The 13,147-nt window shown below is 61.0% G+C and carries 11 protein-coding genes; 9 read left to right on the top strand and 2 right to left on the bottom strand.

From position 1 onward, the window contains the following. The first annotated feature begins 54 nt into the window (after positions 1-54). From AC1RM7_RS05280 to AC1RM7_RS05260, 5 genes are all read left to right on the top strand, one after another. A complete protein-coding gene (locus AC1RM7_RS05280) occupies positions 55-975 on the top strand; it encodes a division plane positioning ATPase MipZ (protein WP_006020953.1) in 921 nt (306 codons plus the stop codon). Between the two features lie 329 nt (positions 976-1,304). Continuing rightward, positions 1,305-2,159, top strand: coding sequence for an alpha/beta fold hydrolase (locus AC1RM7_RS05275; protein ID WP_006020952.1), 855 nt, complete (start codon positions 1,305-1,307; stop codon positions 2,157-2,159). 165 nt (positions 2,160-2,324) lie between these two features. After that, a complete protein-coding gene (locus AC1RM7_RS05270) occupies positions 2,325-2,504 on the top strand; it encodes a hypothetical protein (protein WP_006020951.1) in 180 nt (59 codons plus the stop codon). 86 nt (positions 2,505-2,590) lie between these two features. After that, a complete protein-coding gene (locus AC1RM7_RS05265; RefSeq protein WP_492838743.1) occupies positions 2,591-3,337 on the top strand; it encodes a vWA domain-containing protein in 747 nt (248 codons plus the stop codon). A gap of 130 nt (positions 3,338-3,467) precedes the next feature. Next, a complete protein-coding gene (locus AC1RM7_RS05260; protein WP_006020949.1) occupies positions 3,468-4,202 on the top strand; it encodes a DnaJ domain-containing protein in 735 nt (244 codons plus the stop codon). Positions 4,203-4,423: 221 nt separating this feature from the next. Here the strand turns inward: AC1RM7_RS05260 and AC1RM7_RS05255 are convergent, their stop codons facing one another. Next, positions 4,424-6,403 (bottom strand): serine hydrolase, encoded by a 1,980-nt coding sequence (locus AC1RM7_RS05255; protein WP_024921493.1) that lies wholly within the window; start codon positions 6,401-6,403, stop codon positions 4,424-4,426. 400 nt (positions 6,404-6,803) lie between these two features. On the opposite strand from AC1RM7_RS05255, the gene AC1RM7_RS05250 reads away from it, so the two are divergent. Further along, positions 6,804-7,142, top strand: coding sequence for a phasin family protein (locus AC1RM7_RS05250; RefSeq protein ID WP_006020947.1), 339 nt, complete (start codon positions 6,804-6,806; stop codon positions 7,140-7,142). A gap of 73 nt (positions 7,143-7,215) precedes the next feature. Here the strand turns inward: AC1RM7_RS05250 and AC1RM7_RS05245 are convergent, their stop codons facing one another. Beyond that, positions 7,216-8,565, bottom strand: coding sequence for a pilus assembly protein (locus AC1RM7_RS05245; RefSeq protein ID WP_006020946.1), 1,350 nt, complete (start codon positions 8,563-8,565; stop codon positions 7,216-7,218). Between the two features lie 669 nt (positions 8,566-9,234). Between AC1RM7_RS05245 and clpS the strand changes: the two genes are divergently transcribed. The 3 genes from clpS (at position 9,235) to AC1RM7_RS05230 (ending at position 13,139) form a co-directional block, all read left to right on the top strand. Beyond that, complete coding sequence (clpS, locus tag AC1RM7_RS05240) at positions 9,235-9,570, top strand: ATP-dependent Clp protease adapter ClpS (RefSeq protein WP_024575101.1); 336 nt, start codon at positions 9,235-9,237, stop codon at positions 9,568-9,570. A 135-nt stretch (positions 9,571-9,705) separates the two neighbouring features. Further along, positions 9,706-12,099, top strand: coding sequence for an ATP-dependent Clp protease ATP-binding subunit ClpA (clpA, locus tag AC1RM7_RS05235; protein ID WP_006020944.1), 2,394 nt, complete (start codon positions 9,706-9,708; stop codon positions 12,097-12,099). A 98-nt stretch (positions 12,100-12,197) separates the two neighbouring features. Next, positions 12,198-13,139, top strand: coding sequence for a lytic transglycosylase domain-containing protein (locus AC1RM7_RS05230; protein WP_024921492.1), 942 nt, complete (start codon positions 12,198-12,200; stop codon positions 13,137-13,139). Positions 13,140-13,147: the final 8 nt, after the last annotated feature.

The following is a 13,147-nucleotide window of genomic DNA, read 5'->3' as shown; positions in this document are numbered from 1 at the left end:
AATTTCACTTGATTCTTTCTGGACTTGGCTGAAGATATCCACAGGGGTTTTTGCATGCTTTTGCAGGCGAGTCAGGGGCAGTCCGGGTCGGCGCATGTCGTCGTGCTGGGCAACGAGAAGGGCGGGTCGGGCAAGTCCACCACCGCGCTTCACGTCGCCGTTGCCTTGCTCAAAGCCGGGCAGCGCGTTGCCACGATCGACCTCGACTCGCGCCAGAAGAGCTTCACCCGTTACATCGAGAATCGCCGGGCGTGGGCCCAGCGCACCGGGCTCTCCCTCGAATTGCCGCACCACTGCTGTGTTGCCCTGGGCTCCAGCATGCAGATCGGCGAGAACGAGATGTCCGAGTTCGAGCAGTTCTCCGCCGCCGTCAGCGCGGTGGAGCGAACCTACGACTTCATCGTTATCGATACGCCGGGGACCGACAGCTACCTGATGCGCCTGGCGCACTCGATGGCCGATACGCTGGTCACGCCGATCAACGACAGCTTCCTCGATTTCGATGTTCTCGGCTCGGTGGACCCGGCGACCTATTCGGTGATCGGCGAGAGCCACTACGCGACCATGGTGAAGGTTGCGCGCAAGCAGCGCCGCGACCTCGACGGCGCGACCACCGACTGGATCGTCGTCCGGAACCGGCTGTCGATGCTGGGATCGCGCAACAAGCAACTGATCGCAGAGGGGCTCGACCAGCTCTCGTTCCGACTCGGTTTCCGCCCCGTGGACGGGTTCGCCGAGCGCGTGGTTTACCGCGAGTTCTTCCCGCGGGGCCTGACGGCCCTCGACGATCTGGACGAGGCGACCTTGGGCACCCGCCCGAACATGGCCCATGTGACTGCCCGCGAGGAGGTGACTGGCCTGTTGCGTCACCTGAAGCTCCCGCTCGACGAGCGAGGCCGCCGCCGGGCCGCGACCCGTGCTGAATGGTTCGCCCAGGTCGACCGCCCTCTCGAAAATCATGGGCTTACGGCCTAAATTTAAGGCTGAACTGCCGGGTTCCTTTGCGTTCCCGGAGCAGTTCCATGGCCAAAAGAGCGAATTTTTATTGCAAAATTCGAACGTATCGACGAATAGGCGGTTGTTATTTACCTGCGGTAGACCAAGCGGCGCGTTTGGGTGCCGGTGGCACGTTTGATGCATCGCACAATTTACTGGTCTCTGTCAGAGACATGACGTGGAATTAAGTTGGTTTGTCGCCAGTCTGTCATCATCTAACTGGACAAGTGACAAGGATTCTAAAACACTGTGTCGTGAAGGGCGGTCTGGACTAAATTCCGACTGGCACCTGACAATTCGAGGACGTGATGAAGCGCGGAATTTTCATCCTGCTTGGTCTGTTTGCGATCGTCGTTGTCGCGTATTTCACCGCGAGCAAATGGGCGATCCGTCACGAGACTCTGACGTTCTACGATGCCGCGCGTAATCGTCAGGTCGATGTCGCGATTGCCGTGCGCCGTGACAAGGAAATGCAGGCGAATGCCGGCATGCTCACTTTGCCGGTGGCCGTCGTGAATCACGGCAATACCGTAAAATTCACAGAATACTCTTTCCTCGCTAACGTGCTTGCGGCTCGCGGATATTTCGTAACCAGCATTCAGCATGATCTGGCGACCGATGCCCCGTTGGTCACCAAGGTTGGCGAACTCTATGTCGGACGCCTGCCGGTCTATCAGCGCGGCGTGGCGAACATCGAATTCGCAGTCGACCAGATGCGGAAAATCCAGCCCAACGCAGATTACGATCGTCTCACGCTGGTTGGACATTCCAACGGCGGCGACATCTCGATGTACTTCGCCAAAATGCATCCGGAGAACGTGAGAAAGATTGTCACGCTGGATAATCTTCGCGTGCCGTTCCTCACCGAAGGCAAATTCAAGATCCTGTCGTTCCGTTCGAAAGACCCCGTGTTTAAGGCCGATCCTGGCGTCGTGCCGGATGATGATACGTGCGATCAGTCCGGGATCACCGTAGTCAACACGGGCTTCCAGCATACCGACATGAGTGATCGTGGGCCTGATAACGTGAAGACGTCGATTCAGGGCGTTCTCGACAAGTTCCTTGCCGAAGACAATAGCAAGCTCGCGCCGGTCGACACGACCAAGAAGATCTCCATGCCGAAGCCTGACTCCGTGGCGCAGGTTGCCCCGCCCATTAACTAACTAAGTTGCGATCACGGTTGGTGTCGCCGGACTTACCTCGGCGCATCGCACGTTTGCGTGAGATAATCCCACTGCAAATGATTCCTGCTTGCTCTCGCCACATTCCGTTGGTGGCATAGTTTCTGCTTGTTTGGATGTATCCAAGTGGCAAGTGAGGTGAGAGTCATGCCCGTCAGCTCTTTTCAATCTCCCAGTCTGGTTCCGTCCGTGAAAGACCAGATCGCTCACGTCATCAGTGACGATGAGTGCATGTCGCGCCTGGCGCGCGCCGTGGCTGAGCACGATGACCGGCGGCTGAACGAGGTCGCCGAGCTTATCGGGCGACTCGCGGTGCCGATCGAGTAGGGCGATCCTTTAGCGATCTTTGGCCGGAGAATTGACCAGGCGCTCTCCGCGCTCCACATAGGACTCGCACCCAACCGCGAGATCCGATGACCCGCGATCCGACCATTCCGAAATCCGGCGAGCAGCCCATCACAGGGCGCAGTCGCACGGAGCCGGACGTGCAGACATCGGCGTCGGCCGACATCGCCGCCTTCGTTGCCAAGGCGCGGGCGATGACGCCCGGCAAGGCGGGGACGGGCCGGCTGATCTTCGCGCTGGATGCGACCATGAGCCGTCAGCCGACATGGGACATGGCGTGCCAGCTTCAGGCCGACATGTTTCGTGAAGCCGGCAGCATCGGCGGACTTTCGGTTCGTCTCGTGTACTACCGCGGTTTGAAAGAGTGCCGCGCGAGTCCATGGATTTCGGATACGGCGCATCTCGCCAGACTGATGAGCAGGATCGATTGTCAGGGCGGGCAGACCCAGCTTGGGCGCGTGCTGGCGGACGCGCGGCGCGAGGCTGTCGCCTCTGGCGTGCGTGCCATCGTCTTCGTGGGCGATGCGATGGAGGAGAACGTCGATGCACTGTGCGCCACTGCGGGCGAACTAGGGTTGTTGAAAGTGCCGTGCTTCATGTTTCAGGAAGGCAACGACCCGGCGGCGGAGGCGGCGTTCCGTGAGATCGCGCGGCTGACCGGAGGGGCGTGGTGCCGGTTCGACATGGGTTCGGCTGCGCAGTTGCGTGAGCTTCTGCGCGCGGCGGCCGCCTACGCCGCGGGCGGGCGGAATGCCCTCCTGAGGCTGGCGAAGAACACCTCGGGCGCTGCTGCTTTGCTTGGGCAGATGAAGTAATCGTCAGCAGGACAGGCGCAGCGTTATTTCGCAATATGTCAGCTTAACAAATCCCGATATCACCATAGATCAGGTATGCGTGTCGGTAGCGCGCACTGCCGACGAACGATTGCAAGGATGATTCCACGCCATGCCGACCCTGATCGCAGGCATCGTCGCTGTCGCGCTGCTTTACGTGGCGCTGAACATCATCAAGGGCGCCGATCCGAAATGGCTCGCGAAGATCATCCGCGGCGGCGGCGGCGTGGTGACGCTTGCCGCGGCGCTGTTCATCGGGGCCAGAGGCGAGCTTGCGGTGGCGATCCCGCTCGGCATTTTCGGCGCAGGTCTGCTCGGGTGGTCGCCGTTCGGCGCGCAGCTCGGTTCGGCCTGGGGCAACTACGGCCCCGGCGCCTGGAAATCACAGGGGCAGAAGTCCCAGGTACGGTCCCAGTTTATAGAGATGACGCTCGACCACGACACTGGAGCGCTTGAGGGGCTTATTACCGCCGGACCCGAAGCGGGGCGCGTACTCGACGAATTCACGCTCGACGAACTCATTGCTCTTGCGCGCGGGTTCGACGCCGAGAGCTGGGCTCTTCTGGAAAGCTATCTGGACCGCCGGTTTCCCGCCTGGCGTGAGCACGCGCAGGGCGAGGGGACAGGGCGGAGTGGAAGCGAGGATCGCCGCGCGGCGCCGAGTGGAAAAATGACGACGGAGGAGGCCTATCAGATCCTTGGCCTGAAGCCGGGTGCGGGGCGCGACGAAATCGGCAAGGCTCATCGTGGGCTGATGAAGAAACTGCATCCCGACCAGGGGGGCTCGACGTACCTCGCTGCCCGTGTGAACGAAGCCAAGGACACTCTTCTTCGCAATCATCGCTGACTCCAGCACGCAACATCACGCTACAAACTGCGAGCAGCCTTCCTCTGATTGAAATGCCCCTGCGGACGCCCGCCGTTGTCCGGCGTGATCGATCCTGCGATTAAGGTTTTAGAGACCAAATCTTGAAAAATGGTTGAATGCGCGCGCGCCGCGCAAAAAAGATAAAGCCCGCGGCAGAACCGCGGGCTTTGTTTTTCCGATCTTGAACTGTGTTTTCGCGATCAGTTCCTGATGGCGATGCAGGAAATGTCGGAGCGCTTCAGCGTGCGGCATGCAGCTTCGGCGGAGTCCTGATTGAGGCCGGCGAAGCGTGCGCGGTAGAGCGTCTTGTTGCCCTTCGACACGGTCTCGGTGAACGGATCGGCGTCGCTCAGCAGTCTGCTGGCGCTGCCGCGTGCCGCGTCGAGACGCTGGCGAGCTTCGCTTTCGGTTTCGAGGGCGCCGACCTGAATGATCCATCCCGAGCGCACGGCAGTCTTGATCGCGCCGTTGTGCTGCACGGTCTGGGTCTGCGCCGGCTGTGCAGGCGGCAACGCGGCCTGTTGAACGGGCTGCGGAGCAGGCTGCTGCGGGGGAGCGGTGGAGGTCTGGAGAGCGACGGCCTGCGCGCCGAGCGTGGTGGGCGGTGCGCCGCGGCCGGGATCTGCATAAGCCAGCGTCTGCGCGTGCGGGGTCGATGACGAAGGGCTCGGGGCGGGAGCGGAGCCGATGATGCCCTGACCGATGCCGTTGCTGGTGTTGGGCTGAGCCGGGAGCGGAGCCGGGAAATCGCTGCGCGGTTGATTGGAAGCGACCGGCCAGGGCTCGGCACGGCGGTCGACCTTGGTCTCCGCTTTGGCTTCGGCCTTTGTTTCGGCCCTGGCGACAACGGCCTTCGAGGTTTCTGCAACCTCGGCCTTCTGCGGTGCCGGGATGGCGCTGGTGGCAACCGGAGCAGGCGAACCCGGGGCCGCAGAAGCAACCCTGGTTTGACCCATGCGGACCTGAACCGTCTTGACGCGCACGGGTGTCATCGGTTCGGCGGAACCCGGGATGGCTGCGAAAGTCTGCGAGGAGATCACGCCGCTGGTGAGCGGAGCGGGAGCTGGCTTGTCCTGAGTTTCAGCAACAGCTTTTGCTGGTGTCGCCGGTGTTGCGCGCGGAGCGGGAAGCGGAACGGCTTCCGGCGGCGTCGATGCGACCTTGATCGCGCCCTGAACCTGAACCGCTGCGGCGGGCTTGGACTTGGCCTCGACCTTGGTCTCGGCTTCATCGTTGTCATCCGCGCTTACAACCCTGGTGTCGCCGCGTTCGGTGATGGCGGCAACGGTGCGGCGGGTCGAGGCCGCGTCGAGGTTTTCGGCGAGAAGGTTGCGCATGATCGCATCTCGCGAACCGCCGCTGCGTCCACCCATCACAACGCCGACCAGATAGCGATTGCCGCGCTTCATCGAGGTGACGAGGTTGAAGCCGGAGGCGCGGGTATAACCGGTCTTGATGCCGTCGACGCCTTCGACGCGGCCGAGCAGCTTGTTGTGGTTGCGGATCGAGCGGCCCTTGTAGTTGAACGCTTCGGTCGCGAAGTAGCGATAGTATTTCGGGAAGCGGTCCTGAATGGCGCGGCCCAGCGTGGCCTGATCGCGCGCGGTGGTGACCTGATCGCTGTCCGGAAGACCCGACGCGTTCTTGTAAACGGTCTTGCTCATGCCGAGCGCGCGCGCCTTGCGCGTCATCGCTTTGGCGAAATCGTCCTCGTCGCCGGCAATCGCCTCGGCGATCACGACGGCGGCGTCGTTGGCGGAGCGGGTCACGAGGCCCTTGATCGCGTCCTCGACGCGAAGTGTCTGACCGGGACGCAGACCCAGCTTGGTGGGCGCCTGCTGCGATGCGTGGACCGACACATCCATTGGTGTATCGAGCTTCATCTTGCCGCTCTCCAGCCGCTCGAACAGCATGTAGAGCGTCATGATCTTGGTGAGCGAAGCGGGGTGGCGCAGACTGTCGGCGCTGGTGGCCTGAAGCGTGTTGCCGGAATTGGCGTCGACGATGATCGAAGAGAAAGAGGGGCTGTAGCTGGATACGGCGGCGTGGCTGCGGTGCCGGTGACGCCGCCGGGCGTCGGCGGTGTCGAGCGTAAACGTGACGGCCACTGAGAGGGTGGCGACGCCGAGAAGGCAAAGGCGGAGGGCGCGTGAAGACGCCGACGATTTGACCCCAAGCATGAATTTCCCCGTCCGATTCCCAGTTTATTCGCCTCGTTCTGAGGCCAAATTTGGTCCGGCCACAGCCCAATTTCGGGAGCTGGGTCGTCCACGCGAAGCCGCGGCTCGGGAGCCGGTGCCGGATGCTCGCTGATCCGGGCTAAGGCATTGGAACCGCGCCGCTTTTCGAATTCATCGCGGAATGCAAAAAGCGCAGGGAATCAAAGTAGGTGGCCACGGTTTCAAAAGGGTTAAGCAAGAGTTTCCGCGATGCTTCACTTTTGTCTCGGATTTGAGACGATTGTGCGACGCACAAGATTCTTGACTTCTATTGTGCATTGCAGTACTACCAAAGTCGTGGTTAGGGAGCCGGGTACCTCCCGGCAGGTAAGGTCATCAGTCTGGGAAAGGACTCTGTGTAATGGTCAAGGTTGAAGAATTTCAGCAGTTCGGCAAAGAGCAGTTCGACGCAGCGGTTGCATCCGCCAACACCTTCTCGAGCGGCCTTCAGTCGATTGCTACCGCTTACGGCGACTACGCCAAGAAGTCGTTCGAAGACACCAAGACCTTCGTTGAGAAGCTGTCGGGCGTGAAGTCGATCGAAAAGGCCATCGAGCTTCAGACCGAATACGCGAAGACCTCGTACGAAACGTTCGTTGCTGAGTCGCAGAAGATCGGCGAACTCTACACCGATCTCGCCAAGCAGGCGTTCAAGCCTTTCGAAGGCATCGTCGCGAAGGTTTCGGCGACCACTCACTAATTTTACGGTTCTCTACCAAGAGAAAAAGCCCGGCTTTGCAGCCGGGCTTTTTTGTTGCCTTGATCTGTTTTGGTTACTTCGCGATGCGCAGTTTCGACAGCGCGGTACCGATCGAACTGAACGCCGTATTGATGCCGCTGGCGCTGGTCGTCGAGAAGTAGTTGCTGCTGCTGCTGGCGCAGTACGACATCACGCTCGAATTGGCAGAGCCGTCGGTGTTCACCTGGATCGTGTAGATCTGGATGCCGGCCGCTTTCGCGTTATCGCACAGGAGCCTCTGCCGCGCATCGATCGACGACTGACTCGAACTGAAGCGGTTCTGGGTGTTGTCACCGTCCGAGAGCAGAATGACGGCCTTCGTATACTTGAAGTTGGGATCTTCAGCAGGCGCGTTCAGCGGCGCCTGTTGGAGCAGCGAAATCCAGCCCCATGCCATGCCGATGGCCTGGTTGGTGTTGCCCTGCGGCTGCATCGCATCGACCTTGTTCTTCAGAGCGGTCCAGTCATAAGTCAGAGGAAGTATCTCGGTCGGGCAATTCGGATAATTCTCCGCCGGGAACTGGGTGGCGCGATCGGTCAGGTTGTTTGCGGTCGCGGTCGTATTATATGGCGCGGTGCTCAGCGTGTCATAATTCTGATCGCGATCGGAGACGCAGCCAGTCCAGTTGTTGGACTTCGTCGACGTCCAGTTGCCGCTGGCGTTGTTACAGTCGCTCTGCGTCATGAATCCGATGGTGCTTCCCCACCAGTTGGTGCACTGGCCAACGTCCCACCGCAGCCAATTCGCATTCTTGTTGCCCGTTCCGACGTTGACGTCTTTCGCGAACGGAATGATGGAAATGTAAACGTCGCCATCGGTCTTAGCGGCGGTCTTCAAGGTGTCGATCAGGCTCTTGGCGGATGTTTTCAGGGCATCCATCTTGCCCGAGCTCGCCATCGATCCGGTGTTGTCCAGCGCCAGCGCCACGCGCAGTTTGGTGGTGCCCCAAACCGTGGTCGAACTCGCGCCGAAGTCGAGCTTGGGAAGGCCGACCATCTTCATAAAATCGGTGTCCATCGACCCCGAGCCGGTGAGGACCACCTGCGAGCCCTGGGACGTGCTGTTGGTGTAGACCGCGTTCACGGTGACGTTCTGCGCTTCGGGATGGTTGAAAAGCGCGTTGAAGTAAGCCTGCGCCTTCTGGTTGATTTGAGAGGCGGTCAGGCCGGTCACGTCCTTTGAAATCATCAAGGCTGCTGTATCGAGCGCCGACTGCATGGCGGTACGGGCATTGTTGACGCGGGCATAGTCGACGGCTGCGCCGACGAAACCCAGGAGCGGGACGATCGCAATGGCGAACAGCACGGCAACATTGCCGCCTTCCGCACGGCGGAAGCGGGAGAGCGATCCGCGGACCCGATTGAAAATCGATGCATCGTTCATGGCGTCACCAGAAGAGTAAGGTTCTGGGATGCGGGATAGGCCGGAGGCGTGAAGAGGTAGTAAAATGCTGCGGTGAATAACGGGTACACCTGAGGACAAGGCGGCCGGCGGCGCCTGCGTCGCAGTTTCATGGTGAAGGCCGGGTTGCGCACCTGGTTCGAATTTTATCGATTCGCCGGCCGGGTAGGCCGCATCTGAGGCAAGGGAACGCTTGAAAATGGATGCAATGTTCATGGCGGTCACCAAAAATGGGTCCTGCCATGTCGTAGAAGCCGGCGATGAAGGGGCGGTAAAAGTTGACGCCAATCTACGTAAAATGCCCCATAAAGCGGCCTGTTCCGGCCTTTAATCCCGATACATCCTCAACATCGTCTCAATGCGATGCGGCGAAATTGACGTGAATTCCGGGCACTTGCATTAACCACAGGCGGTGGTTGCGCCGATGCGACGCCATCTGTCCGGCACGGTTTCAGCCGGTAACGGTATGCTTGCGGGAGGGCGCGCGGCGACCCATATTGTTAATGTGATCAAAGGGCGCTTTGCCTCGGGCAGGGTTGCCGTTCTGTGGGGATTTTGAACTTTCAGGCCATGTTGCACGTGTCTTCATACCCGGTACCAGTCCCGGCACCCGAGGTGCCCGGCGAACGAACCTCCTGCTTTGGCCTGCGCATGAGCAAGGACGAGAACGACGGCAGCGGGCGGGGCAGTGGTCCGGGCACGTCTGTCATCACCAAAGTGAAGCCGAAGACCAAGCGGCCGAACCTCTATCGCGTCCTGATCCTGAACGACGACTACACCCCGATGGAGTTCGTTGTTCATGTTCTAGAGAAGTTCTTCAACAAGGACGTTGAAGCCGCGACCACAATCATGTTGCATGTGCATCATCATGGCATCGGCGAATGTGGCGTTTTTACCTACGAGATCGCCGAAACCAAAGTGACGCAGGTGATGGACTTTGCCCGGAAACACCAACATCCTTTGCAATGCGTGATGGAAAAGAAGTAGCATTTGAGTCTCGTTCGTTTTGTGGGAACCGGATGAGATTTCGAGAGTACGTACAAACAGGTTGCAGGAACTGATCAAGCCCGGACCCGACGACAAACGATCAAACGAAATGGCGGGGGCCATTAAGGGACGCGAATGCCGACTTTTTCTCAGAGCCTTGAACAATCCCTGCACCGTGCGCTTGCCATAGCAAACGAGCGGCATCATCAGTATGCGACGCTCGAACATCTGCTGCTTTCGCTGATCGATGACTCGGATGCCGCCGCCGTGATGCGCGCATGCAGTGTTGACCTCGACAAGCTGCGCGGCAGTCTGGTCAACTATCTCGAAACCGAATTTGAAAACCTGGTCGCGGAAGGTTCCGACGACGCCAAGCCGACCGCCGGATTCCAGCGCGTTGTGCAGCGCGCGGTCATCCATGTGCAGTCCTCGGGCCGCGAGGAAGTCACCGGCGCCAACGTGCTGATCGCGATCTTCGCGGAGCGCGAAAGCCATGCCGCGTATTTCCTGCAAGAGCAGGACATGACGCGCTATGACGCGGTGAACTACATCAGCCACGGCATTGCCAAGCGTCCCGGTGTGTCCGAGGCGCGGCCGGTGCGCGGCGTCGATGAGGAAGCCGACACCAAGGGCAACGACGACTCCAAGAAGAAAGGCGAGGCGCTCGAGACCTATTGCGTCAACCTGAACAAGAAGGCGCGCGACGGCAAGATCGATCCGGTGATCGGCCGCCACGCCGAAATCAACCGCGCCATTCAGGTGCTGTGCCGCCGCCAGAAGAACAATCCGCTGTTCGTCGGCGAAGCGGGTGTCGGCAAGACCGCGATCGCGGAGGGCCTGGCCAAGCGCATTGTCGACAGCGAAGTGCCGGAAGTGCTGGCAGCGTCCACGGTCTTTTCGCTCGACATGGGCACGCTGCTTGCGGGCACGCGCTATCGCGGCGATTTCGAAGAGCGCCTCAAGCAGGTGATCAAGGAACTGGAAGCGCATCCCAATGCGATCCTGTTCATCGACGAAATCCACACCGTGATCGGCGCGGGCGCGACCTCTGGCGGCGCGATGGACGCGTCCAACCTGCTGAAGCCGGCGCTGGCTTCCGGCACGATCCGTTGCATGGGTTCGACCACATACAAGGAATATCGCCAGCACTTCGAGAAGGACCGCGCACTGGTGCGCCGGTTCCAGAAGATCGACGTCAACGAGCCGACGGTCGAAGACGCGATCGGCATCCTCAAGGGTCTCAAGCCTTACTTCGAGGACTACCACAAGCTAAAGTACACCAACGATGCCATCGAGGCGGCGGTGAACCTCTCGGCGCGTTACATCCATGACCGCAAGCTGCCGGACAAGGCGATCGACGTGATCGACGAGTCGGGTGCTGCGCAGATGCTGGTGCCGGAGAACAGGCGCAAGAAGACCATCGGCATCAAGGAAATCGAGGTGACCATCGCGACGATGGCGCGAATTCCGCCGAAGTCGGTGTCGAAGGATGACGCCGAGGTGCTCAAGCATCTCGAGACGACCCTGAAGCGCACGGTATTCGGTCAGGACAAGGCGATCGAGGCGTTGGCCGCGTCGATCAAGCTTGCCCGCGCGGGCCTGCGCGAGCCGGAGAAGCCGATCGGCTCGTACCTGTTCTCGGGTCCGACCGGCGTCGGCAAGACCGAAGTCGCCAAGCAACTGGCGGCGTCGCTCGGTGTCGAACTGATCCGCTTCGACATGTCGGAGTACATGGAGCGCCATACCGTGTCGCGTCTGATCGGCGCGCCTCCGGGCTATGTCGGCTTCGATCAGGGCGGCCTGCTGACCGATGGCGTGGACCAGCATCCGCACTGCGTGGTGCTGCTCGACGAAATCGAGAAGGCCCATCCGGATCTCTACAACGTGCTGTTGCAGATCATGGACCACGGCAAGCTGACCGACCACAACGGCAAGCAGGTCAACTTCCGCAACGTCATTCTCATCATGACGACGAATGCCGGTGCGGCCGATCTTGCCCGTCAGGCGTTCGGCTTCACGCGCAACAAGCGCGAAGGCGACGATCAGGAAGCGATCAACCGGCAGTTCGCGCCGGAATTCCGCAACCGTCTCGATGCCATCGTGTCGTTCGCGCATCTCAACACCGATGTCATCGGCATGGTGGTCGAGAAGTTCGTGCTTCAGCTCGAAGCGCAGCTTGCGGACCGCGACGTGACTATCGAACTGTCGGAGCCGGCCAAGGCCTGGCTGATCGAACACGGCTATGACGAGCAGATGGGCGCTCGGCCGATGGCGCGTATCATTCAGGAGCACGTCAAGAAGCCGCTGGCGGACGAGGTGCTGTTCGGCAAGCTGAAGGGCGGCGGACATGTCCGCGTCGTGCTGGTGAAGGACGAGCAGGACGTCGACAAGATCGGCTTCGAGTTTGTCGAAGGTCCGGTCACGCCGAAGCCCGAGAAGCTGCCAGGATCGCGCAAGCGTTCCGCGCCGCGCAAGCCAAAGGGCGGCGATGGTCCAAAGGGCCCGACCAAGCCCTTAATGAAGGTCTGATCAGGCTAAAGAGAACAACAAACCCGGCGGTCCAGCGATCGCCGGGTTTTTGCTACTTTGATCTGCTTTTCGACATTCTCGGCGGCGAGACTGTTGCGATGAAGTGGCGGCACCCGGGGAAGTGGCTTGCGGTTGGCGTGATCGTGACGCTAACGGCGACGCTTGCGCGTGCAGATGAACCCGACGATCCGCCTGCGCCTCCAGCACCTGCTGCTGCCACGGCGAAGGATGGCAACACGCGCGAGGCGATGTGCCTGATGATCGAATCCGCGGCGTCCGCGCACGGTCTGCCTCTGGAATTCTTTGCGCGCGTCATCTGGCAGGAAAGCCGGTTTCAGCCGGACGCAGTGGGACCGATGACACGGAGCGGCCAGCGCGCGCAGGGCGTGGCGCAGTTCATGCCTGGGACTGCCAGCGAGCGGCGGCTGCTCGATCCGTTCGATCCCGTGCAGGCGCTGCCGAAATCGGCCGAGTTCCTGCAAGAGCTGCGCGAACAGTTCGGCAATCTCGGGCTTGCAGCGGCCGCTTACAATGCGGGGCCGCGGCGGGTGCAGGAATGGCTTGCCGGCACCGGTTATATGCCGTCCGAAACCCGCAACTACGTTTATGCGATCACCGGTACGTCGGTCGACGACTGGGCGGCCGCGGGCAAGAGCGGCGCGATCAAGGACCGTACGCCACCCGCCGGCTGCCGCGAACTGATGGCGCTGTTGCAGCGTGCACCCAACCCCTTTGTCGCGGAGCTTGCCCAGCGCGTGAAACTCGGCGCGGCGATGCCATGGGGTGTGCAGCTTGCCGCCGGGTTCTCGCGTGACAAGGCGCTGGCGATGTATGCCCGCTCCATGACGCGATTGAGTGCGATCATCGGCGATCGCGATCCGAGCCTTCTCAGCTCGATCTTCCGCAGCCGCGGCACACGCCCGTTCTATCAGGTGCGGGTCGGGGCGGACACGCGGGCCGCCGCCAATGAGTTGTGCGATCGCATCAGACGGGCGGGGCAGGCGTGCATCGTGCTGAAGAACGCGGAGCAGCATGGTTAACCACCGCC

Source organism: Afipia sp. GW822-FHT03D08 (assembly GCF_058801645.1).
Note: the sequence above shows the minus strand (reverse complement) of the source record. Positions and strands in the feature narration are given on the sequence as shown.